We start from the raw sequence: 22,389 nt of genomic DNA, 5'->3' as shown, positions 1-22,389 counted from the left end.
GTCGGCCCCCCTTCCCGCGCGGAAGGGGGGCCGACGGCGTTCTCACGCCCGGCGCCTGCCCCGGAGCCACTGGCCGCGCCGGGTCCGCCACAGCAGCATCTGCGCGAGCAGGGTCAGCGTGCCGGCGAGGACGATGCCGAGCAGGTTGAGCAGCAGCTGCTCCACCGAGCCCCACATCTGCCCGAACTCGCCGTACGAGAGGGCCACGGCCGCGTTCGCGGCGGCCGGGACCGTGGTCACCGAGATCGCGACGCCGATCAGCGCACCGGACTTCGTCGAGGTCAGCGACAGCGTGCCGGCCGCGCCCGCGAGCAGCGCGACGACGAACGAGAACGGGTCCGGCTGCCAGATGAAACCGGTGTTGGGGCGCTCCCCGTCCAGCAGGTCGCGGCTGAACAGGTCGAGCGCGTCCATGCCGACGCTGAACAGGGTCGTCGCCGCGATCGCCGCGGCGAAGCCGACGAGCAGCGCGGACAGCGAGCGCAGCACCAGCCCCGGGGCGCGCCGCACGATCCCCGTGCAGACGCCGGCGAGCGGGCCGAACTCCGGGCCCACCGCCATCGCGCCCACGATCAGCACCGCGTTGTCGAGGACGACGCCGCAGGCCGCGATCATCGTCGCGAGGACCATGAAGGCGCAGTAGGTGATGCTGAGCGTCGACTCCTCGTGGGTGGCGTCGCTCAGCTGCTCCCAGAGCACCGCGTCCGCGGCCTCGCCGGGTGCCTCCTCCTCGGCCTTCGCGGCCCGTTCGGACAGCGACAGGTCGATGTCCTCGACGGCGATCGAGCCGTCCTCGTCGAGCCCCAGGTCCCGAAGCGCCCGGAGCACCTGGTGTCCGGACTCGCGTGCCACGTCGCACAGCACGAGGTCGCCGGCCGGGTCGCGGGCGGCGCCCGGCAGGACCACCAGATGGGTGGTGCCGACCGTCCGCTCGATGAGGGCGACGGCCGCCTCGGTGCGGTCGGACGGGACGATCAGTCGTAGATGCAGCACGCGTCGAGCGTACGGGGGCCGGCGCGTACGGGGTCCGGATCGCACCGAGTGCAGGCGCTCACGGCGTACGGGGGCCGGCGTGTACGGGTTCAGAGCTTGCGCAGGCTCAGCCGCTGCACCTTGTGGTCCGCTCCCTTGCGGACCACGAGCGTCGCCCGCCCGCGCGTGGGGGCCACGTTCTCCAGGAGGTTGACCTTGTTGACGGTCCGCCACATCGTGCGCGCGTAGTCCAGGGCCTCCTCCTCGGAGACCTGGGTCCAGCGCCGGAAGTACGAGGACGGGTCCTGGAAGGCGGTCTCGCGCAGCTTGCGGAAGCGGTTGAGGTACCAGACCTCGATGTCCTCGGGCCGGGCGTCCACGTAGACGGAGAAGTCGAAGTAGTCGGCCAGACCCACCCGGGTGCGGCCGTCCTTGCCGGGCAGGGCCGGCTGGAGGACGTTCAGGCCCTCGACGATGAGGATGTCGGGGCGGCGCACCACGAGCCGTTCGTCCGGCACCCGGTCGTAGATCAGGTGGGAGTAGACGGGCGCGGTGACCTCGTCCTTGCCGGCCTTGACGTCCGCGACGAACCGGGTGAGGGCCCGGCGGTCGTACGACTCGGGGAAGCCCTTGCGGGACATCAGCCCGCGCGCCTTGAGCTCCTCCATCGGGTACAGGAAGCCGTCGGTGGTCACCCGCTCCACGCGCGGGTGCTCCGGCCAGCGCGCGAGGAGCGCCTCGAGCAGTCGGGCCACGGTCGACTTGCCGACGGCGACCGAGCCGGCCACCCCTATGACGAACGGCGTGCCGCGCTGCTCGCCCCGCTCCCCGAGGAAGGTGTTCAGGGCGCCGCGCAGCCCGCTGGTGGCCTGCACGTACAGGTTGAGCAGCCGCGACAGCGGCAGGTAGATGTCCCGTACCTCGTCGAGGTCGATGACGTCGCCGAGGCCGCGCAGCTGCTCGACCTCGTCGGCGGTCAGCGGCAGCGGCGTCTTGTCGCGCAGCGCGCTCCACTCGGCCCGCGTGAGATCGACGTACGGCGTCGGCTCGGCGGCCCGCCGGGGGCCGGCGCCGTTTCCGTTGGGGCTTCGTGGCGGCGAAGTGATCACCCCGCCATTGTCGTGCGTGCGGGGCGATCGTGGGTGCCCGGGGCCCGTGGGGTGGGTCACGTGGACGACAGGTGGTTTCCCGGCTTCGCCGACCGTTGCCGCCTCAGACCGTCCTGCGGACGGGCAGCAGGGTGCGCAGACGGCGCTCGGCCGGACGCTCCACCCATTCGTGCAGGAGCAGGGCGACGACGAGGGCGGCGGCGCAGGCCGCCCCCAGCTCGGCGACGTCCCGGGTCAGGCCCCGGTCGGCGCCGTAGCCGAGGTGGTCGAAGACGTCGAGCACCACCGCATGGCAGAGGTAGAAGGCGAAGGACCACTCGCCGAGCTTCACCAGCGGACGGGAGCGCAGGAGCGAGCGCCGGCCCCCGGCGTCGCGCAGCGCGGCGGTCACGATCAGAAGGGTGAAGGCCGGTATGAGGACGGCGTCGAAGAATCCGATCGTGCCCTGGTACGGGTGCAAGGCCGTCGGCCGCTGCATCCACACCCAGCAGAGGAGAATCGTTCCGGCGGTCAGTGTGGCCGCCACACCGGTGCTGAACGGCGGCCGCTTGCCGCGCCGGACCAGCAGCCCCGCGCAGATGCCGAGGACGAACATGGGGATCAGGGCGGGCGGAGAGGCGACGACCAGTCGCTCCACCGGTTGCGGCTGCTCGAGCCAGGCGGAGGCGAGGCGGGTGCCCGCCGTGGCCGCCACGCACAGCACGGCCACCACGAACAACGCGGCGGAGCTGCGGCGCAGCAGCAGCCGGAGGACCAGCGGGAAGGCGAGATAGAAGAAGGCCTCGGCGGACAGCGTCCAGGTGACGATGTTCATCGTCATGAAGTGCTCGGTGCTCCACGCCTGCGCGAAGGTGAGCGTCCAGAGAACGTCCTCGGCGGAGACGGGGACGTGCCACCACCACGTCATGAGGGCCACCGTTCCGGCCGTCGTGACCGCGAGGAGGGGCCAGATCCGGGCAACGCGCCGCCAGTAGTAATTCCCGGCGGTGTCCGAGGGGCGGGCCACCCAGGCCATGACGAATCCGGACAGAACGAAGAAGAACGGCACGCCTTCATAGCCGATTCCGGCGAGGAGGAAACCGCTCTCGATTTCCCTGAAATACGACCGGGCGTGAAAAAGGAACACCGCCAGCGCGGCGAACCAGCGCAAGCCGGTCAGCGAGTCGACGCGCGTGCCGCCCAGGGGCATGGCCCACGGGTTCTCACGCGACCAGGTGAGGGGTGCGGTGCTCGTTCCCCCCGTCCGTATGTCCGGTGCGACCGGGGGGAAATTCTTCGTGACCGCGGAAATAGCGCCCACCCCTTGAAAGATCCGGCGATCGGTAAAAGCCGGATTAAAATATTTTGTCCGACCCCGGAAGCTATCACGGCACCTGGAGCTGTCCATAGGGTTCCGCGAGGATTCCGATAGTGCCCGTAATCGGGCGAAGACCGCCCATTTCAGGGGGGCGGACGTTGCGATCTCGTACCGGCGTGCCGGTTTTGATCAGCGCGGCGACCTGGGCACATAAGGTTCGGCTTGACCTCTACGAGCGAACAGAAAGTCGAGCCATGGGTACACGTGTCTTTCGTCACGTCGGCGCCGCGACGGCGGCCGCCTCGCTGGCCCTTCTCCTGACCGCCTGCGGCGGCGAGGAGAAGAAGACCGAGGACACCGGCAAGGCCGACGCGTCCGCCTCGGCCGCGGCCAAGCCGGACGTGAAGGCGCTGACCGCGGCCGAGCTGGAGAAGCTGCTGGTGACGCAGGCCGACCTCAAGAACCACAAGGTGCAGAAGGCCGAGGCCGCGGTCGTGGTGAACCCCGGTGACGTCAGCGCCGACAAGGCCGCCTGCGAGCCGCTCGCCGAGGCCATGTCCGGCGTCGCGCCCGGCACCCCGGGCGCCAGCGCCCAGACCCAGGCGATCGAGGTCATGAAGAAGGCCGCCTCCCCCGACGACATCAAGAAGGCCTTCGGGGCGCCCGCGACCACGGTGACGCTCGGCTCGTACGCCGGTGAGGGCGCCCAGCAGGCCCTCGCGTCCCTGAAGACCGCCGGGGCCGACTGCGCCGGCGGCTTCACCCTCATCGCCTCCGGCGAGAAGACCAAGGTCACCAAGGTGGCCGCGGAGACCGTGACCGCCGGCGAGGAGGCCCTGGCCTGGACGGTCACCAGCGACATGGAGGGCAAGCCGTTCGTCAGCAAGCTCGTCGTCCTCCGCAAGGGCAACAACCTCGCCGGATTCAGCACCATCAGCCTCGCGGGTGAGGTCAAGCAGCTCCCGAAGGCCGTGGTCGACGCGCAGGCGGCCAAGCTGCGCTGAGTCCGGCTCCCGGCGGCCGTCGCGCCGTAGGCTGCCGCCATGTGCGGAATCGTGGGATACGTCGGCGGGCAGTCGGCGCTCGATGTGGTGATCGCCGGCCTGAAGCGGCTCGAATACCGCGGCTACGACTCGGCGGGAGTCGCCGTGCTCTCCGACGGAGGGCTCGCCGCGGCCAAGAAGGCCGGGAAGCTGGTCAACCTGGAGAAGGAGCTGGTGGACCGCCCGCTGCCGAGCGGGTCCACCGGCATCGGACACACCCGGTGGGCCACGCACGGCGGCCCCACCGACGCCAACGCGCACCCGCACCTCGACAACGCGGGCCGCGTCGCCGTCGTCCACAACGGCATCATCGAGAACTTCGCCGTCCTGCGCGCGGAGCTCGCCGAGCGGGGCCACGACCTGCTGTCCGAGACGGACACCGAGGTCGTGGCCCATCTGCTCGCCGAGGAGTTCTCCTCCGTCGGCGACCTCGCCGAGGCCATGCGCCTGGTCTGCCGGCGGCTCGACGGGGCGTTCACCCTGGTCGCCGTGCACGCCGACCAGCCGGACGTCGTCGTCGGCGCCCGCCGCAACTCCCCCCTCGTCGTCGGCGTCGGCGAGGGCGAGAACTTCCTCGCCTCCGACGTCTCCGCCTTCATCGCCCACACCCGCTCGGCCATCGAGCTCGGCCAGGACCAGGTCGTCGAGCTCACCCGCGAGGGCGTCACCGTCACCGACTTCGACGGGGCGCCCGCCGACGTCCGGGCGTACCACGTCGACTGGGACGCCTCCGCCGCCGAGAAGGGCGGCTACGCCTCCTTCATGCTCAAGGAGATCGCCGAGCAGCCCAAGGCGGTCGCCGACACCCTCCTCGGCCGGATCGACGCCGACGGACGCCTGCGCCTGGACGAGGTGCGGATCCCCGACGCCGTGCTCCGCGAGGCCGACAAGATCGTCATCGTCGCGTGCGGCACCGCCTTCCACGCCGGCCTGATCGCCAAGTACGCCATCGAGCACTGGACCCGCATCCCCTGCGAGGTCGAACTGGCCAGCGAGTTCCGCTACCGGGACCCCATCCTCGGCCAGCGCACCCTGGTCGTCGCCATCTCCCAGTCCGGCGAGACGATGGACACCCTGATGGCGCTGCGGCACGCGCGCGAACAGGGCGCCAAGGTGCTCGCCGTGTGCAACACCAACGGCTCGACCATCCCGAGGGAGTCCGACGCCGTGCTCTACACGCACGCCGGACCCGAGGTCGCCGTCGCCTCCACCAAGGCGTTCCTCACCCAGCTCGTCGCCTGCTACCTGCTCGCCCTGTACCTGGGGCAGGTGCGCGGCACCAAGTGGGGTGACGAGATCCACGCCGTCGTCCGCGAGCTGGCGAGGATCGCCGACGAGGTGGAACGGGTCCTCCAGACCATGGAGCCCGTGCGCGCCCTCGCCCGGGCGCTGGCCGACAAGGACACCGTGCTGTTCCTCGGGCGGCACGTCGGCTACCCGGTGGCCCTCGAAGGCGCGCTGAAGCTCAAGGAACTCGCGTACATGCACGCCGAGGGCTTCGCCGCGGGCGAGCTCAAGCACGGTCCGATCGCCCTCATCGAGAAGGACCTGCCGGTCGTCGTGGTGGTGCCCTCGCCCCGGGGCCGTTCCGTCCTCCACGACAAGATCGTGTCCAACATCCAGGAGATCCGGGCCCGCGGGGCGCGGACCATCGTCATCGCGGAGGAGGGCGACGAGACCGTGGTCCCCTACGCCGACCACCTCATCCGCATCCCCGCGACGCCTACGCTGCTCCAGCCGCTGGTCTCCACCGTGCCGCTCCAGGTCTTCGCCTGCGAACTGGCGACGGCGCGGGGCAACGGGGTCGACCAGCCGCGCAACCTGGCCAAATCAGTGACCGTGGAGTGAGCAGATGATCATCGGGGTGGGGATCGACGTGGCGGAGATCGACCGCTTCGCCGCGTCGCTGGAGCGGACACCGGGGCTCCTCCAGCGCCTCTTCGTGGAGCGCGAGATGCTCCTGCCGAGCGGCGAGCGCCGCGGCCCCGCGTCCCTCGCGGTCCGCTTCGCCGCCAAGGAGGCCCTCGCCAAGGCCCTCGGCGCACCGGGCGGCCTGCACTGGACGGACGCCGAGGTCTACGTGGAGGACACCGGACAGCCCCGCCTCCGGGTCCGGGGCACGGTGGCGGCCCGGGCCGCCGAACTGGGCGTACGGCAGTGGCACGTGTCGCTGAGCCATGACGCGGGGGTCGCGTCGGCGGTGGTGATCGCGGAGGGCTGAGGGACGGGCGGGCACTCGCGGAGGGCTGAGGGACGGGCGGGCGCTCGCGGGCCCCGGGGCGGGCTTCCGCAGGGGCTTCGAGGTGGCGTCGGTACGGGCTTCGGCACCAGTTCCGGCCCGCGGCTTCGGCACGGGCGGGGGTTTCCGGGGCGATCCCGGGCGGGCCCGCGCGCGAACGTCCCGGCCCCGGGCTCCCGGTCCCCCGGGCCCCCGGCCCCCGGGCTCCCAGGCCCCTGACCCGGTCGGCGTTCCGGCGGTTCCCGGCGGGGGCCGGGGGACTGGGGCAGACTGCTGGGCATGCGTACCGCTTATCGCGTGGAGACCGTACGGGCCGCGGAGGCCGAGCTGATGGCCCGTCTGCCGGAGGGCACGCTGATGCAACGGGCCGCGGCCGGACTCGCCGCCGCCTGTGCCTCGCTGCTGGGGCGCGGCCGGGTGTACGGGGCGCGGGTGGTGCTGCTCGTCGGGTCCGGCGACAACGGCGGCGACGCGCTGTTCGCCGGGGCCCGGCTCGCGCGGCGGGGCGCCGGTGTCACCGCCGTCCTGCTCGGCGCACGGGCACACGAGGGCGGGCTCGCGGCGCTGCGGGCGGCCGGCGGGCGGGTGGTCGGACCGCATGACGACCCGTACGAGGCGCTGTCCGGCGCCGATCTCGTCCTCGACGGGATCACCGGCATCGGCGGACGGGGCGGGCTGCGGCCCGACGCCGTGCCCGTCGCCCGCGCCGCCCGCGGGTCCGACGCGGTCGTCGTCGCCGTCGACCTGCCGAGCGGCGTCGACGCGGACACCGGCGAGGTCACGGGAGAGGCGCTGCGCGCCGACGCGACCGTCACCTTCGGCACGTACAAGCCCGGTCTGCTCGTCGACCCGGCCCGGGAGTACGCGGGCGCCCTGCGCCTCGTCGACATCGGGCTCGGCGCCACGCTCCCGTCCGTGCCGGACCTGGAGGCGCTCCAGCACGAGGACGTGGCCCGGCTGCTGCCGGTGCCGGGAGCCGAGAGCGACAAGTACCGGCGAGGGGTCGTCGGCGTCGTCGCCGGTTCCGCCCGCTACCCCGGTGCCGCCGTCCTCGCCGTCGAGGGCGCGCTGCGGGGCGGCGCGGGCGCCGTGCGGTACGTCGGACCCGCCGGCGACGCGGTCGTCGCCGCCCACCCCGAGACCCTGGTGCACGCGGGGCCGCCCGCGAAGGCCGGCCGCGTCCAGGCGTGGGTCGTCGGGCCCGGCCTCGGCGACGGGCCCGGCGTGGCCGAGGTCCTCGCGTCCGACGTGCCGGTCCTGGTCGACGCGGACGGACTGCGCGACCTCTCCCCGGAGGCCGTCAAGGCGCGCACCGCCCCCACGCTGCTCACCCCGCACGCGGGCGAGGCCGCGGCGCTCCTCGGCGCGTCCCGGGAGGAGGTGGAGGCCGGCCGGCTCGCGGCGGTCCGCGCACTGGCGGGGCGGTTCGGCGCGACGGTGCTGCTCAAGGGTTCGACGACCCTGGTGTGCGGGGCCGGCGGTGCCGGGCCGGTGCGGGTGAACCCCACCGGCACGTCCTGGCTGGCCACGGCGGGCAGCGGCGACGTCCTGTCCGGCCTCGCCGGCTCCCTCCTCGCCGCCGGCCTGGAACCCCTGGACGCGGCCTCGGCCGCCGCCTACCTCCACGGCCTCGCCGCCCGCCGCGCCTCGGACGGCCATGCCCCGATCACGGCGACGGACGTGGCCCGGTCCCTGCCGGGGGCATGGCGCGACGTGACGGCCTGACGGCCCGAAGGGCCGGGGGAGGGGCCCGGGACGCCTCGTCCGCGAGCCGCCGCCCCTCGCGGGCCTGGTTGCGGTTCCTTCACCCCGATCCGTTGGGAGCAGTCGTTCCCCCGGTCGTCGTCCCTGCGCCTTGACCCGCACCACCACCGCGGGACCGTCGCGGTGCGGGTCCAGTCAACCGGTGCGGAACGGCCCGCAGGGCCGCCGCCCCGTGGCGCCCCCCGCCGCCACACGGGGGAAACCCTTGCTCCGCACGTGGCGCTTCGCAGGCGGGGCGGCGGTGGGCCGCGTGGGATGGGGGCCGTGATCAGAACCCGTCGTCACAGCGCCGTCGCGCTGCTGTTCGCCCTGGCCGTCGCCCTGCCGGGCACCGCCCCCGCCTCCGCCGCCCCCGCGCCGCCCGCCGAGCCCCTCGTCCCCGGGATCGGCCGGGGGCCGGATCCGTATCCGATGGACACGCCCGATCAGGTGCTGCCGCCCCGGACGGCGGCCGGTGCGGCGGACAGGAGGCCGGTGCCGGTGCCGGAGGGGCAGGTCGAGGAGCTCGTGGAGTACCTGCCGCGCAGTGCCGCCGCCGCGGCCTGCACCGCGAAGGCCGGTCCCCACCAGCGGCGCGTCGAGCGCCTGTTGAAGCTGAAGGTCGACGGCAAGCAGTCCCGCGCCGACTGCAAAGCCATCCGCGCCTTCCAGGTCGGGCAGGGCATCAAGCCCGCCAACGGCTTTGCGGGGCCCGTCACCTGGTCGCGCGCCGAGCTGCTGGCCGCCCGCCCGAACCCCGACGCCGCCCGCCGGTGCCCCGTCCGCTCGTACGCCGTCGCGTGCGTGGACCTCGACCGGGAGCTGATGTGGGTGCAGAAGGGCACGCGCGTGACGTACGGGGTGGTGAACATCCGCAGCGGACGGCCCGGATACCGCACCCGTACCGGATGGCACTCGGTCCACTGGCGGAACAAGGACCACTGGTCGTCCATCTACGACACTCCCATGCCCTTCGCCCAGTTCTTCGACGGCGGCCAGGCCTTCCACGGCGTCTACGGGCAGATCGCCACGCCCGTCGGCAGCCGCGGGTGCGTGAACCTGTCGTACCCGAACGCCAAGAAGCTGTGGGACGTGCTGCGCAAGGGTGACCGGGTCTACATCTGGGGTAAGCGGCCCGAAAGCTGAGACCTGAGAGACTGGGGCGCGATGACTCAGACACCACTGCCCCGCCGAGCCCGCGCCGAGATCGACCTCGGCGCGCTGCGTGCGAACGTCCGCGCGCTGCGCGCCCGCGTCGCCCCCCACGTCCAGGTCATGGCCGTGGTGAAGGCCGACGCGTACGGCCACGGCGCCGTGCGCTGTGCCCGTGCCGCCCTGGAGGCGGGCGCGACCTGGCTCGGTACGGCCACCCCGCACGAGGCGCTCGCGCTGCGGGCCGCCGGGCTGACCGGGCCGCGCATCATGTGCTGGCTGTGGACGCCGGGCGATCCGTGGGCCGAGGGGATCGAGGCCGGGCTCGACATGTCCGTCAGCGGGATGTGGGCGCTGGAAGAGGTCGTCGGCGCGGCCCGGGCGACGGGCCGGCGGGCCAGGATCCAGCTGAAGGCCGACACCGGCCTGGGGCGCAACGGCTGTCAGCCGGCCGACTGGCCCGAGCTGGTCTCCGAGGCCCTCAAGGCCGAGGCGCAGGGCCTGGTCAAGGTCACCGGCCTGTGGTCGCACCTGGCGTGCGCGGACGAGCCGGGGCACCCGTCCATCGCCGGGCAGCTCGACGTCTTCCGTTCGATGCTCGACTACGCGGAGAAGGCCGGGGCCGAGCCCGAGGTGCGGCACATCGCCAACTCGCCGGCCACGCTCACCCTGCCCGAGGCCCACTTCGACCTGGTCCGGCCGGGCATCGCGATGTACGGGGTGTCGCCCGACCCGGCCGTGGGGACCTCCGCCGAGCTGGGGCTGCGGCCGGTGATGTCGCTGAAGGCGAGCGTCGCCCTGGTCAAGCAGGTGCCGGGCGGCCACGGCGTGTCGTACGGGCACCACTACACCACCCCGGGCGAGACCACCCTCGGCCTGATCCCGCTCGGTTACGCCGACGGCGTCCCCCGGCACGCCTCGGGCCGCGGCCCGGTCCTGGTCGGGGGCCGGGTGCGCACGGTGGCGGGGCGGGTCGCCATGGACCAGTTCGTCGTCGATCTCGGCGGTGACACGCCCGAGCCCGGCAGCGAGGCGGTGCTCTTCGGCCCCGGCGACCGGGGCGAGCCGACCGCCCAGGACTGGGCCGAGGCCGCCGACACCATCGCGTACGAGATCGTCACCCGGATCGGCGCGCGCGTCCCGCGCGTCTACCTGGGGGAGTGAAGGGGCGGCCGTGGCGGACGAGACCTGGCGGCGGGCCGGCTGGGCCGGTGCCGCGATAGGCGTGCTGGCCGCGGGCGCGGCGGCCGGCGTCGCCGTCGAACGGCTGACGGTGGGCCGTGCCGTACGGGAGAAGGCGCGGCTGGCGCTGGACGCCGAGGGCCCCTACGGCGCGCTGCGCGGCACGCCCGGACGGGCGGTCGCCGACGACGGCACCGAGCTCTACTACGAGGTGGACGAGGTCGAGGAGACCGATGTCGCCGGCGGGGCGGACGGGACCCGGGCGGCTCCCTCGGCCACGCGGCGGCGCAGGCTCTTCGGCCGCAAGGCGCCCGCTCCGGTCACCGTCGTCTTCAGCCACGGCTACTGCCTCAGCCAGGACGCCTGGCACTTCCAGCGGGCGGCGCTGCGCGGGCTGGTCCGCACCGTCCACTGGGACCAGCGCAGCCACGGCCGGTCGGGCCGCGGCCTCGCCCAGGCGGGCCCGGAGGGCGTGCCGGTCTCGATCGACCAGCTGGGGCGCGACCTGAAGGCCGTGATCGACGCCGCCGCGCCCGAGGGGCCGCTGGTCCTGGTCGGGCACTCGATGGGCGGGATGACGATCATGGCGCTCGCCGACCGGTATCCGGAGCTGGTACGGGAGCGGGTCGTCGGCGTCGCCTTCGTCGGGACCTCGGCCGGGCGGCTCGGCGAGGTCAACTACGGGCTGCCGACGGCCGGCGTCAACGCGGTGCGCCGGGTGCTGCCGGGCGTGCTCCGGGCGCTCGGCGCGCGGGCGGAGCTGGTGGAGCGGGGGCGGCGGGCCACCGCCGACCTGTTCGCCGGGCTGATCAAGAAGTACTCGTTCTCGTCGCGGGACGTGGACCCGGCGGTGGCCCGGTTCGCCGAGCGGATGATCGAGTCGACGCCGATCGACGTGGTCGCCGAGTTCTATCCGGCGTTCGCCGAGCACGACAAGGCGGCGGCGCTCGCCGTCCTCGCCGGGCTGCCGGTGCTCGCCCTCGCCGGTGACCGCGACCTGGTCACGCCCACCTCGCACACCGAGGCCATCGCGGGTCTGCTGCCGGACGCCGAGCTGGTGATCGTGCCCGACGGCGGTCACCTGGTGATGCTGGAGCATCCCGAGGCGGTCACCGACCGGATCGCGGACCTGCTGGTCAGGGCCGGGGCGGCGCCGGCCGGCGGCCCGCGGGTGGGGCGGGCGACCGGGCCCGCCGCCCGGTAGGCGGGCGGACGGACGGGGCGGGAGATGGGCGGGCCGCCGGATAGGTAGGTTGGCGGGCATGGACACACCGCACAACCAGGTCACCCTCGCCGTCGACTCGCCCGAGCGGATGCAGGAGCTCGGCCGCCGCCTCGCGAAGCGCTTGCGGCCCGGCGACCTCGTGATGCTCACCGGTGAACTCGGCGCCGGGAAGACCACCCTGACCCGTGGCCTCGGCGAGGGACTGGGCGTCCGGGGCGCCGTCACCTCGCCCACCTTCGTGATCGCCCGCGTCCACCCCTCGCTGGTCGGGGGCCCGGCCCTGGTCCACGTCGACGCCTACCGGCTCGGTGGCGGCCTGGAGGAGATGGAGGACCTGGACCTCGACGTCTCGCTGCCCGACTCGGTCGTGGTGGTCGAGTGGGGCGACGGCAAGGTCGAGGACCTGACGGACGACCGGCTGCACGTGCTGATCCACCGGGTCGTCGGGGAGACGGCGGACACGGACGACGACCGCCGCACGGTCGTCCTCAACGGCATCGGCGCCCGCTGGGCCGACGAGGACCTCGAGCTGGGCTGAACCGTACGGGCGAACGTACGTAGGTTCCGACAACGTGTCGGGAAAATGTTGCGCCGGTGCGCCAAGGCGTGGTGACATGGAACCACGACTTGGTTAGGTGTACCTAACCTACGGGAGGCATGCATGGCGACGCCGGAGCACACCGGTCAGGCGGACCGTACGGAGGAGCGCGTCTCGATGAGGGACCTGCTGGCCTCCTGTGCCGCGGCCACCGCCGTGTCCACCCCACCGCGCGCGACCGACACCGGCACCGGGACCGAGGCCGCCGGGGAACGGGAAGCCGTCGTCCGCGACGAGGCGGCCTGAACAACCAGGCCCAGCCCAACGGCCGGGCCCGCCCGGGCCGCCGCCCGCGCAGCACCGGACGCGTCGCCGTCCCCCCCCCCGTAGCGCCGGATGCGTCCCCGTCGTACGGACGCGTCCCCGTACCGCCGGAGCCGTCCCGTTCGGTCCGCGCGGCCGTCCTACGGAACGACGACGACCTTCTCGCCGATCACCGCGAACTGCCACAGCGCGTCGCCGTCCGCCCGCTTCATCCGGATGCCGCCGGTCTTGCGCGACGGGTCCGGCGACGGCGTGGAGCCGTCGACCGCCGCGCTGAAGCCGATCGACACGTCCTGGACCGTCGCGAACCGCACGACGTGCTCGATCTGCACCCCGTCCGAGCCGCGCACCGAGCCCGAGCGCGAGGTCACCGCGTACGTCCCCGGCGGCGGGGACACCGTGCTCGGCATGACGGAGAAGGTGTGCGTCACCCGGCCCCGCTCGTCGACCAGCCACACCCGGCGGTCGGCCAGCCCGTACACCACCCGCTCGCCCTGGCCCGACTTCGCCGGCAGCGCCACCGGGTCCTTCCTCGGCTCCTCCGGCGTGCCCGTGGCCGTGGCCGAGGGCGCCGCCTGCGGGGACCGGGGCGTCGCCGCCAGCTCGGCCGGCGGCGGCGCGACGGCCGACGCCTGATAGGCGAGGAAAGCGACCGCGGCGAGCGCGGCCGCGGTGAGCCCGGCCACGAATCCCGAGCTGCTCCTTGCCACCGTGCGCCCACTTTCTGTCGTACCAACGTATAGGTGCCCGACCGTAGCAGCAGCCGTCGGCCGCGCAGGGGGCGCCGTGCGGGGCGCTCCGGCGCCGTAGGCTGTTCGCGTGCTCTTGCTCGCCATGGATACCGCCACACCCGCCGTCACCGTCGCCCTCCACGACGGCGAGACCGTCGTCGCCGAGTCGAGCCAGGTCGACGCCCGCCGCCACGGGGAGCTGCTGCTGCCCGCCGTCGACCGGGTCCTGAAGGACGCCGGGCTGACCCTCGGCCGGGTGACCGGACTCGTGGTCGGCGTCGGCCCCGGCCCGTACACCGGGCTGCGCGTCGGCCTCGTCACCGCCGCGACCTTCGCCTCCGCCCTCGGCGTCCCCGTGCACGGCCTGTGCACGCTCGACGGACTCGCCCACGCCTCCGGCATCGAGGAGCCCTTCGCCGTCGCCACGGACGCGCGCCGCAAGGAGGTCTACTGGGCCCGGTACGCCGACTCCCGCACCCGGGTGACCGACGCGGCCGTCGACCGGCCCGGTGACATCGCGGCGGACCTCGCCGGGCTGCCCGTCGTCGGCGCCGGCGCCAGGCTCTACCCCGACGCCTTCCCCGACGCCCGTGACCCCGAGCACCAGTCGGCCGCCGCGCTCGCCGCCCTCGCGGCCGAGAAGCTGGCCGCGGGCGACGGCGGCTTCCTCGACCCGCTGCCGATGTACCTGCGCCGGCCCGACGCCCAGGTGCCGAAGAACTACAAGGTGGTCACGCCCAAGTGACCGCGGGGACCGACGCCGTGCTGCGCGAGATGCGGTGGTGGGACATCGGGCCGGTGCTCGCCCTCGAAGCGGAGCTGTTCCCCGAGGACGCCTGGTCCGAGGGCATGTTCTGGTCCGAGCTGGCGCACGCCCGCGGGCCGCGCGCGACCCGCCACTACGTCGTCGCCGAGGAGCCCTCCCCGGACGGCGCCGGGCGGCTCGTCGGCTACGCGGGCCTCGCCGCCGCCGGCGGACTCGGCGACGTCCAGACCATCGCCGTCGCCCGCGACCAGTGGGGCACCGGCCTCGGCGCCCGGCTGCTCACCGACCTCCTGCAGGCCGCGACCGCCTTCGAGTGCGAAGAGGTCCTCCTCGAAGTGCGCGTGGACAACACCCGGGCCCAGAAGCTGTACGAGCGCTTCGGCTTCGAGCCCATCGGCTTCCGCCGCGGCTACTACCAGCCCGGCAACGTGGACGCGCTCGTGATGCGACACACCGTTCAAGGAACAGAGACTGATTCAGATGGCTGCTGACGAACCGCTCGTACTCGGCATCGAGACCTCCTGCGACGAGACCGGAGTCGGCATCGTCCACGGAACGACCCTGCTCGCCGACGCCGTCGCCTCCAGCGTCGACACCCACGCCCGTTTCGGCGGCGTCGTGCCCGAGATCGCCTCCCGCGCCCACCTGGAGGCGATGGTCCCGACGATCGAACGCGCCCTGAAGCAGGCCGGCGTCTCCCCGAAGGACCTCGACGGCATCGCCGTCACCGCCGGCCCCGGCCTCGCGGGCGCGCTGCTCGTCGGCGTCTCCGCCGCCAAGGCGTACGCGTACGCCCTCGGCAAGCCGCTCTACGGCGTCAACCACCTGGCCTCGCACATCTGCGTCGACCAGCTGGAGCACGGCCGGCTGCCCGAGCCGACGATGGCCCTGCTCGTCTCCGGCGGCCACTCCTCGCTGCTCCTTTCCAGCGACATCACCAGCGACGTCCGCCCCATGGGCGCGACCATCGACGACGCCGCCGGCGAGGCCTTCGACAAGATCGCCCGCGTGCTCGACCTCGGCTTCCCCGGCGGCCCGGTCATCGACCGGCTCGCCAAGGAGGGCGACCCCGAGGCGATCGCCTTCCCGCGCGGCCTGACCGGCTCGAAGGACCCGGCGTACGACTTCTCCTTCTCCGGCCTGAAGACCGCCGTGGCCCGCTGGATCGAGGCCAAGCGGAACGCGGGCGAGGAGGTGCCCGTACGGGACGTCGCCGCGTCCTTCCAGGAGGCCGTCGTCGACGTGCTCACCCGCAAGGCCGTCCGGGCCTGCAAGGACGAGGGCGTCGACCACCTGATGATCGGCGGCGGCGTGGCCGCCAACTCGCGGCTGCGGGCACTCGCCGAGGAGCGCTGCGAGCGGGCCGGCATCCGGCTGCGGGTGCCGCGGCCCGGCCTGTGCACCGACAACGGCGCGATGGTGGCCGCGCTCGGCGCCGAGATGGTGGCCCGCGGACGCGCCGCCTCCGACCTGGAGCTGTCGGCGGACTCCTCGCTGCCGGTGACCGACCCGCACGTCCCCGGCGCCCACGGGCACGGCCATGCGCATGACCACGACCACGTGCACGAGGTCAGCAAGGAGAACCTCTACTCGTGAGGATCACCCTGATGTGGGAGGCGCGCGCCGTCCCGGGCCGCGGCGCCGAGCTCCTGACGTGGGCGCGATCGCAGGTCCTCGCGCGCGAGCCGGTGCGCCGCGAGACCTTCCGCGCGCCGCAGGACCGGGTCCTGGTGATGACGTGGTGGGACACGGCGGACGCCGACGGGATGGCCGCGGAGCTGCCCGAGCTGCCGGAGCCCGACGCGGAGCTGATCACCCGTCCGGTCCACCGCTGGCGCTTCGAATCAGTCGGATAGTCGTACCGGGAGCAACCTTTCGTTCGGATCGGGCATCCCACAGCGCGTGAAGAAGACCCTCGCGCTGTGGGCGGTGCTGACCGCCGTGGCCCTGTTCGCGACCGGCTGTGCGGCCGCCGACGCCGACACCCCCGCCCCGGCCGCACCGAAGACCGCGCCCACCGAGGCGGCCCCCGGGAACCCCTCGGCCGGGGGCGGCGGGGCCGGCGACAAGGCCCCCGCAGCCCCCGACGCCCGCGCCGCGGCCTTCGGCCGCTGGGGCCTGAAGCCCTTCGCTCCCGCGCCGGCCCCGCCCGCGGTGAAACCGTTCGCCCGCAAGCCCGGCGAGCCGGTCCCGGTCGTCAGCGACATCCCCACCACCGACAAGGTCGTCTTCCTCACCATCGACGACGGGGCGGAGAAGGACCCCGAGTTCGTCGCGATGCTGCGGGACCTCCGGGTGCCGGTGACGATGTTCCTCACCGACTCCGCCATCCGCGGCGACTACCCGTACTTCGCCCCGCTCGTCGCCCAGGGCCACGGCCTCGCCAACCACACCCTGACCCACCCCGACCTGCGCACCCTCTCCCCGGAGGCCCAGCGCAGGGAGATCTGCGGCCAGCAGGACCGCCTGGCCGAGCGGTACGGCAAGCGTCCGCGCCTCTTCCGCCCGCCCTACGGCAACTGGAACGAGGCCACCCGGACCGCGGCCGCGCAGTGCGGGGTCGACGCGATCGTCCTGTGGCGCGAGTCCATGCAGATCAAGAACATGCAGTACCAGCGCGGCGACCGGAAGCTCCACCCCGGCGACATCATCCTGGCCCACTTCCGCGGCCCCTCGGAGCTCAAGGGCACGACGATGACCGAGATGACGGCCAACCTGCTGCGGCACATCCAGGAGCAGGGTTTCACGGTGGCGCGCCTGGAGGACTACCTCTAGGGCGCTCTCCGCCGGAGAGGAGAACCCGGCGGACATTCCTTCCGCGGGGTGTCGATGCGGGCCGGACCCGTTCGACGTATGAGTGGAAGGCGGGGAACGGCCCCGCCACCGCACCCCGAGGAGCCACCATGCCCCGCTACCTCTCCCTCGTCCGCATCGAGGAGAACACCATCGACATGGCCTCGGCCGACCCCGGCTTCGAGGAGCGCATGGGCGCGCTGTTCGAGGAGATCACCAAGGCGGGCGCCATGCTGGACACCGCCGGTCTCAAGCCGACCGCCGAGGCCACCCGCATCACCTGGTCGGACGGCAAGCTCTCGTACACGGACGGTCCCTTCACCGAGACCAAGGAGGTCGTCGGCGGTTACGCGATGCTCCAGTGCAAGGACATGGCCGAGGCCGTCGAGTGGGGGAAGCGCTTCCTGGCCGTCCACCCGCCGCACTGGAAGGTCGGTCTGGAGGTCCGCGAGGTCGAGGAGATGCCGGAGGGCTGACCGCGGGTGTGCTCTCATGTGGGGCGTGACGGTGCAGAGCACGCTGGAGACGGTCTTCCGGATGGAGTCGGCGCGGATCGTCGCCACGGCGGCGAGGGTCGTCCGGGATGTCGGCATCGCCGAGGAGATCGCCCAGGACGCGCTCGTCGCCGCCCTCGAGCAGTGGCCGCGGGACGGCGTCCCGGACCGTCCGGGCGCCTGGCTGACGGCCACCGCCAAGCACCGCGCCGTCGATCTCGTACGGCGGCGCGAGACGTACGCCCGCAAGCTCGCCGAGGTCGGCCGGACCCTCACCGAGGAGTCGTACGACCCCGAGCCCTCCGGCCCCGGTGACATCGACGACGACGTGCTGCGGCTGGTCTTCACCACCTGCCACCCGGTGCTCTCCGCCGAGGCGCGCGCCGCGCTCACGCTGCGCCTCGTCGGCGGGCTGCGGACGGACGAGATCGCCCGGGCCTTCCTCGTGCCGGAGCCGACGGTCGCGGCCCGGATCACCCGGGCCAAGCGGGCGCTCGCCGCCAGGGGAGTCGCCTTCGAAGTGCCCTACGGGGAGGACCGGGCCGCCCGGCTCGGCTCGGTCCTCGAGGTCGTCTACCTGATCTTCAACGAGGGGTACGCGGCCACCGCCGGCGACGACCTGCTGCGGCCGGCGCTGTGCGAGGACGCGCTCAGGCTGGCCCGGGGGCTCGCCGCGCTGATGCCGGGCGAGAGCGAGGTCCACGGCCTCGCGGCCCTCCTCGAACTCCAGGCGTCACGGACGGCCGCCCGCACCGGCCCGGACGGGCGGCCGGTGCTGCTCGCCGACCAGGACCGGCGGCGCTGGAACCGGCTGCTGATCCGGCGCGGCTTCGACGCGCTGGCCCGCGCCGGTGACGGGCGCGGCTACGGCCCGTACGCCCTCCAGGCCGCCATCGCCGCCTGCCACGCGCGGGCCGCCTCGTACCGGGAGACGGACTGGGCGGTGATCGCCGGGCTGTACGGGCGGCTCATGGAGTTGGCCCCCTCACCGGTGGTGGAGCTGAACCGGGCGGTGGCCGTGTCGATGGCCGAGGGCCCGGCGGCCGCCCTCCCGCTGGTCGACGCCCTCGCCGCCGAACCGGCCCTGGCCCGCTACCACCTGCTGCCGAGCGTCCGCGGCGACCTGCTGGCCCGGCTGGGGCGGACCGACGAGGCGCGGGCGGAGTTCGAGCGGGCCGCGGAGCTGACCCGCAACGAGCCGGAGCGGGCGCTGCTGCGGGAGCGGGCCGGTGAGCTGGCGCGCCCTTGAGCTCGCGTCCTGGGACGCGCGCCCTTCACCTCGGGCCCTTGCTCTCGGGCCCTTGCTCTCGGGCGTCGGTGAAGCGGGCGGCGGGGGAGCGGGCGCCGTTGCACTCGGGCACGGGTGAACTCGGCACGGGTGAACTCGAGCGCCGTTGCACTCGGGTACGGGTGAACTCGCCCCTGGTGAACTCCGCTCGCGGGGACGGGCGGAGGGCACGGACGAGGCCCCGGCCCGGTCCTGACGGGCCGTCGGAGGGGCCGTAGGCTCTCTCTCCATGTCCCCGCGTCTGCCGATGCCTCCGCCGCCCCCGCCCGCCGAGATCCGCGACTGGCCCGACCGGGCGGCGCGGCTCGCCGACCGGGCGCTGGCGCTGGACGCGCTGGGACGGCGGCTGCTCGGCGGAGGGCGGCTCGCGCTGTTCCTGACGTGGTTCCTGATGCTCCAGGTGGGCTGGGGCATGGTCGGCGTGCTGCTGACCTCGCTCGGCGGCGCGATCCTCGACCCGCTCACGATGCTCGTCGGACTGGTCGCGGCCGCGCTCGGCATCGGCGTGCTCGTCCCCGCGGTGTGGCTGACCGCACGGTCCGTGCGGCAGGACCGGATCGCGCGCGAGCGGTTCGCCCAGTGGGCGCTCCTGGACCGGCACGGGTCGACGGACGCCCGGCTGCGGGCGCCGGTCCTGAGCGCCTGCTGGATGGTGCTCTCGACAGTGATGTGCGGCACCGGCCTGTGGCTGGGCTTCGCCGTCCCGGCCGGCACGACCCGGGAGGGCACCGTCTACGGCCTGGACGGCGGCTACGGCCTCGTCGCGTACGGCATGGGCGTCGCGCTGGTCTTCTGGATCAACGGGCTGATCGGCCTCATGAAGGCCGTCTCCCACTACCGCCTGGTGCTCCGTGTCACCGGCCCGGCGCCCCGCCCGCCGGGCTCCCGATCAGCATCGTCGGGGCCCCCGCGACACGTGTGAGGAGGACCGTCGCCGCGTGGGGGCCCTTGGGCTTCACCTTGCGGCGGATCTCCTCGGGCTCGACGGCCGAGCCGCGCTTCTTCACGGTCAGGACGCCGACCTCGCGTTCCCGCAGCAGGGCCTTCAACTTCTTCAGGTTGAAGGGGAGTTCGTCGGTGATCTCGTAGGCCGTGGCGTACGGGGTCGGGGTCAGCGCGTCGGCCGTGACGTAGGCGATGGTCTCGTCGATCAGGCCGCCGCCGAGCTGTTCGGCCACCTCGGCGACCAGGTGGGCGCGGATGACGGCGCCGTCCGGTTCGTAGAGGTAGCGGCCGACGGGCCGGACCGCCGGGTCGGGCAGGCCGCGGCCGGTGAGTGTGGCGCCGCCGGGCAGCAGGGTGGCGCGGCGGGCGCCGGGCTCGGTGCCGAACCAGAGGACCGCTTCCTTGACGTCGCCGCCGTCCGAGATCCACTCGGCCTCCGCCTCCCCGGGGACCGCCTCGTGCGGGATGCCGGGGGCGATCTTCAGGGCCGCGTGCGGCGCCTTGCGGGCCGCCTCGACCGCCCAGGACAGCGGCGGCGAGTAGCCCTCGGGATCGAAGATCCGGCCCCGCCCGCCGCGCCGGGCCGGGTCGATGAAGACGGCGTCGTACGGGCTCGTGTCGATGTCCGTGACGTCGGCGCAGCGGACCTCGATCAGGTCCGCGAGTCCGAGCGCCTCGGCGTTGGCGCGGGCGGCCGCGGCGGTCAGCGGGTCGCGGTCCACGGCGAGGACGGAGATCCCGGCGCGGGCGAGCGCGAGGGCGTCACCGCCGATGCCGCTGCACAGGTCCGCGACGCTGCGCACGCCCAGCCGCTTCAGCCGCTCGGCGCGGTACGCGCCCACGGTCGCCCGCGTGGACTGCTCGACGCCGTTCGGCGTGAAGTACATCCGGTACGCGTCCTCGGCGCCGAACTTCGCCACCGCCCGCTGCCGCAGCCGGGCCTGCCCGAGTGCCGCCGAGACCAGCTCGGCGGGGTGGTCGCGGCGCAGCCGGGAGGCCACCGCCAGTTCCCGGGCGGGGTCGTAGTCGCGCAGGGCGTCGAGGAGGGCCTGCCCCTCGGGGGCGAGCAGGGCGGCGAAGGAGGCGAGGTCGGTCACCCCTCCCATTGTGCTGGTCGGGGCGGGTGTGGGCCGCCCGGGGGACGGCGGGCGGCCGTCGGTGGTGTCGGCGCCCCGGAGGGGCGTGGCGCTGACAGGATGCGGCGCCATGCAGCTAGTACGACAAAAGGAACAGCTCCGCTCTTTTCGCCGCTCTTCGCGGTCGACGCGGGGCGTGCGGGCGGTCGGGGCCGCCCTGATCGTCGCCGCGCTCGCCTCGGCCTGCGCCGGGCCCGCGGCCGACGAGCGGACCGGATCCGGGGCGGGCCCGGCCCGGCCGGCCGCCGGCCAGCAGCCCCGCGCGGAAGCCCAGGGCGCGGCCGGTGCGCTCAACGCGTACGTGGAACGGGTCCGCAAGGCGCGCGCCGCCCGGGTCGCCGCCGCCAGGAAGTGGGGCCTGGCCCAGCCGCCGCTCGAAGCGCCCGAGCCGCCCGCGGTGAAGCCCAGGATCACCACCCGCAAGGGCTTCGAGACCGACGGGAAGGACCTGCCGCCGGTCTTCACCACCGTGCCGACCAAGGAGAAGGTCGTCTTCCTCACCATCGACGACGGCGCGGAGAAGGACCCCGAGCTGCTGCGGATGATGAGCGAGCTGAGGATCCCGTACAGCGCCTTCCTCAGCGACTACCTGGTCAAGGAGGACTACGGCTACTTCGCGAAGATGCAGGACGCCGGGGTGTCCCTGCACAACCACACGCTGACCCACCCCTATCTGCCCGGCCTCGGCTACGCCGCCCAGAAACGGCAGATCTGCGGCATGCAGGACGTCATCGAGAAACGGTTCGGCAAGCGGCCCCCGCTCTTCCGGCCGCCGTACGGCAACTACAACGAGGACACCCTGCGCGCGGCCAAGGCGTGCGGCGTCAAGGCCGTCCCGCTGTGGGCGTCCGAGGCGTTCCCCGACCACATGGAGTGGCGCGAGTGGGACCGGGACCTGCACCCGGGCGACATCATTCTCACCCACTTCCGGGGCAAGGGGGACTGGAAGGGCAGCATGCCGGACATGATCCGACGGGTGATGCGGACGGTCACGGCCAAGGGCTACGCGGTGGCGAAGCTCGAGGACTACGTATGACCCGACGGCCCTCCGCGGGCCCGGCGCGCCGGCTGACCGCCGTCCTGGCGCTGGCCGGCGCGCTGTCCACCCTGCCGGGCTGCGCGTCCCCGGTCGACCCGATCGAACGGCTGGGCCGCAAGGCGGCGGAGAAGGTCACCCCGCTCGTACGGAACCCCCAGATCCGGCCGAGCGTTCCTCCGGATCGGAGGGAAACGGCACCGCCCGTTCGCGCCACGGGGTCGTGAATTGGCACTCCGCTTGACCGAGTGCTAATCGCGGTCATAGTCTCGGCTCTGGCACTCCCCACCGGAGAGTGCCAACACAGCGACGGGCAGGTCCGGCACCCGCGACGACGGATCCACCTGGTCGCCACCTCAGACAGTTAACCCCGTGA

At 73.8% G+C, this 22,389-nt stretch carries 24 protein-coding genes; 19 read left to right on the top strand and 5 right to left on the bottom strand.

Annotation, left to right across the window (positions count from 1 at the left end):
- Nucleotides 1-42: 42 nt before the first annotated feature.
- The 3 genes from ABD954_RS13295 to ABD954_RS13285 all read right to left on the bottom strand — a co-directional run bounded on the left by ABD954_RS13295 (nucleotide 43) and on the right by ABD954_RS13285 (nucleotide 3,270).
- Nucleotides 43-993: a DUF389 domain-containing protein gene (locus ABD954_RS13295; RefSeq protein WP_345486235.1), complete on the bottom strand. Its 951-nt coding sequence runs from the start codon at nucleotides 991-993 to the stop codon at nucleotides 43-45.
- An 89-nt stretch (nucleotides 994-1,082) separates the two neighbouring features.
- Complete coding sequence (gene coaA, locus ABD954_RS13290) at nucleotides 1,083-2,081, bottom strand: type I pantothenate kinase (RefSeq protein ID WP_382745632.1); 999 nt, start codon at nucleotides 2,079-2,081, stop codon at nucleotides 1,083-1,085.
- 103 nt (nucleotides 2,082-2,184) lie between these two features.
- A complete protein-coding gene (locus ABD954_RS13285) occupies nucleotides 2,185-3,270 on the bottom strand; it encodes an acyltransferase family protein (RefSeq protein WP_345486234.1) in 1,086 nt (361 codons plus the stop codon).
- A 362-nt stretch (nucleotides 3,271-3,632) separates the two neighbouring features.
- Between ABD954_RS13285 and ABD954_RS13280 the strand changes: the two genes are divergently transcribed.
- From ABD954_RS13280 to ABD954_RS13240, 9 genes are all read left to right on the top strand, one after another.
- Nucleotides 3,633-4,382 carry a hypothetical protein gene (locus ABD954_RS13280; protein WP_345486233.1) on the top strand — a complete coding sequence of 250 codons (750 nt, stop codon included), beginning with the start codon at nucleotides 3,633-3,635 and terminating at the stop codon, nucleotides 4,380-4,382.
- A gap of 39 nt (nucleotides 4,383-4,421) precedes the next feature.
- Complete coding sequence (gene glmS, locus ABD954_RS13275; RefSeq protein ID WP_345486232.1) at nucleotides 4,422-6,269, top strand: glutamine--fructose-6-phosphate transaminase (isomerizing); 1,848 nt, start codon at nucleotides 4,422-4,424, stop codon at nucleotides 6,267-6,269.
- 4 nt (nucleotides 6,270-6,273) lie between these two features.
- Entirely contained in the window at nucleotides 6,274-6,642 is a 369-nt protein-coding gene (locus tag ABD954_RS13270; protein WP_345486231.1) for a holo-ACP synthase, read from the top strand.
- Nucleotides 6,643-6,939: 297 nt separating this feature from the next.
- Nucleotides 6,940-8,385, top strand: coding sequence for an NAD(P)H-hydrate dehydratase (locus ABD954_RS13265; protein ID WP_345486230.1), 1,446 nt, complete (start codon nucleotides 6,940-6,942; stop codon nucleotides 8,383-8,385).
- 294 nt (nucleotides 8,386-8,679) lie between these two features.
- Nucleotides 8,680-9,549 carry a L,D-transpeptidase family protein gene (locus tag ABD954_RS13260; protein WP_382745634.1) on the top strand — a complete coding sequence of 290 codons (870 nt, stop codon included), beginning with the start codon at nucleotides 8,680-8,682 and terminating at the stop codon, nucleotides 9,547-9,549.
- Nucleotides 9,550-9,570: 21 nt separating this feature from the next.
- Nucleotides 9,571-10,719, top strand: a complete 1,149-nt coding sequence (gene alr / locus ABD954_RS13255) for an alanine racemase (protein WP_345486229.1) — start codon at nucleotides 9,571-9,573, stop codon at nucleotides 10,717-10,719.
- A 10-nt stretch (nucleotides 10,720-10,729) separates the two neighbouring features.
- Nucleotides 10,730-11,941: an alpha/beta fold hydrolase gene (locus tag ABD954_RS13250; RefSeq protein ID WP_345486228.1), complete on the top strand. Its 1,212-nt coding sequence runs from the start codon at nucleotides 10,730-10,732 to the stop codon at nucleotides 11,939-11,941.
- Nucleotides 11,942-11,999: 58 nt separating this feature from the next.
- Nucleotides 12,000-12,500, top strand: coding sequence for a tRNA (adenosine(37)-N6)-threonylcarbamoyltransferase complex ATPase subunit type 1 TsaE (tsaE, locus tag ABD954_RS13245; RefSeq protein ID WP_345486227.1), 501 nt, complete (start codon nucleotides 12,000-12,002; stop codon nucleotides 12,498-12,500).
- Nucleotides 12,501-12,623: 123 nt separating this feature from the next.
- Nucleotides 12,624-12,806: a hypothetical protein gene (locus ABD954_RS13240; RefSeq protein ID WP_345486226.1), complete on the top strand. Its 183-nt coding sequence runs from the start codon at nucleotides 12,624-12,626 to the stop codon at nucleotides 12,804-12,806.
- 158 nt (nucleotides 12,807-12,964) lie between these two features.
- On the opposite strand, the gene ABD954_RS13235 is transcribed toward ABD954_RS13240, so the two are convergent.
- Nucleotides 12,965-13,510 (bottom strand): L,D-transpeptidase, encoded by a 546-nt coding sequence (locus ABD954_RS13235; RefSeq protein WP_345486225.1) that lies wholly within the window; start codon nucleotides 13,508-13,510, stop codon nucleotides 12,965-12,967.
- A gap of 133 nt (nucleotides 13,511-13,643) precedes the next feature.
- Here ABD954_RS13235 and tsaB point away from each other — a divergent pair, with 133 nt between their 5' ends.
- The 8 genes from tsaB (at nucleotide 13,644) to ABD954_RS13195 (ending at nucleotide 19,818) form a co-directional block, all read left to right on the top strand.
- Complete coding sequence (tsaB, locus tag ABD954_RS13230) at nucleotides 13,644-14,300, top strand: tRNA (adenosine(37)-N6)-threonylcarbamoyltransferase complex dimerization subunit type 1 TsaB (protein ID WP_345486224.1); 657 nt, start codon at nucleotides 13,644-13,646, stop codon at nucleotides 14,298-14,300.
- A gap of 29 nt (nucleotides 14,301-14,329) precedes the next feature.
- The gene (rimI, locus tag ABD954_RS13225; protein WP_345492141.1) at nucleotides 14,330-14,812 is read left to right on the top strand and encodes a ribosomal protein S18-alanine N-acetyltransferase; all 483 of its coding nucleotides are present in this window, start codon (nucleotides 14,330-14,332) and stop codon (nucleotides 14,810-14,812) included.
- Complete coding sequence (gene tsaD / locus ABD954_RS13220; protein WP_345486223.1) at nucleotides 14,802-15,917, top strand: tRNA (adenosine(37)-N6)-threonylcarbamoyltransferase complex transferase subunit TsaD; 1,116 nt, start codon at nucleotides 14,802-14,804, stop codon at nucleotides 15,915-15,917. Before rimI ends, tsaD begins: the two co-directional genes overlap by 11 nt.
- Entirely contained in the window at nucleotides 15,914-16,177 is a 264-nt protein-coding gene (locus ABD954_RS13215) for a hypothetical protein (protein WP_345486222.1), read from the top strand. The genes tsaD and ABD954_RS13215 overlap by 4 nt, the downstream gene beginning before the upstream one ends.
- 46 nt (nucleotides 16,178-16,223) lie before the next feature.
- On the top strand, nucleotides 16,224-17,096 hold the full coding sequence (locus tag ABD954_RS13210; RefSeq protein WP_345486221.1) for a polysaccharide deacetylase family protein: 873 nt from the start codon (nucleotides 16,224-16,226) through the stop codon (nucleotides 17,094-17,096).
- A gap of 128 nt (nucleotides 17,097-17,224) precedes the next feature.
- Complete coding sequence (locus ABD954_RS13205) at nucleotides 17,225-17,590, top strand: YciI family protein (RefSeq protein ID WP_345486220.1); 366 nt, start codon at nucleotides 17,225-17,227, stop codon at nucleotides 17,588-17,590.
- Between the two features lie 61 nt (nucleotides 17,591-17,651).
- Entirely contained in the window at nucleotides 17,652-18,857 is a 1,206-nt protein-coding gene (locus ABD954_RS13200; RefSeq protein WP_345492139.1) for an RNA polymerase sigma factor, read from the top strand.
- Nucleotides 18,858-19,125: 268 nt separating this feature from the next.
- On the top strand, nucleotides 19,126-19,818 hold the full coding sequence (locus tag ABD954_RS13195) for a hypothetical protein (RefSeq protein ID WP_345486219.1): 693 nt from the start codon (nucleotides 19,126-19,128) through the stop codon (nucleotides 19,816-19,818).
- Here the strand turns inward: ABD954_RS13195 and ABD954_RS13190 are convergent.
- The gene (locus ABD954_RS13190) at nucleotides 19,751-20,947 is read right to left on the bottom strand and encodes a THUMP-like domain-containing protein (RefSeq protein WP_345492136.1); all 1,197 of its coding nucleotides are present in this window, start codon (nucleotides 20,945-20,947) and stop codon (nucleotides 19,751-19,753) included. The two genes, ABD954_RS13195 and ABD954_RS13190, sit on opposite strands and share 68 nt — an antisense overlap.
- Nucleotides 20,948-21,047: 100 nt before the next feature.
- Here ABD954_RS13190 and ABD954_RS13185 point away from each other — a divergent pair, with 100 nt between their 5' ends.
- Together ABD954_RS13185 and ABD954_RS13180 are read left to right on the top strand one after the other, a co-directional pair.
- Entirely contained in the window at nucleotides 21,048-22,013 is a 966-nt protein-coding gene (locus ABD954_RS13185) for a polysaccharide deacetylase family protein (RefSeq protein WP_345486218.1), read from the top strand.
- The gene (locus ABD954_RS13180; protein WP_345486217.1) at nucleotides 22,010-22,240 is read left to right on the top strand and encodes a hypothetical protein; all 231 of its coding nucleotides are present in this window, start codon (nucleotides 22,010-22,012) and stop codon (nucleotides 22,238-22,240) included. Before ABD954_RS13185 ends, ABD954_RS13180 begins: the two co-directional genes overlap by 4 nt.
- Nucleotides 22,241-22,389: the final 149 nt, after the last annotated feature.

Origin of the sequence: Streptomyces roseoviridis (genome assembly GCF_039535235.1) — a bacterium.
GTDB classification, from domain to species: Bacteria; Actinomycetota; Actinomycetes; order Streptomycetales; family Streptomycetaceae; genus Streptomyces; species Streptomyces roseoviridis.
The sequence above is the reverse complement of the archived record's forward strand: the minus strand, read 5'-3'. Positions and strand labels throughout refer to the sequence as shown.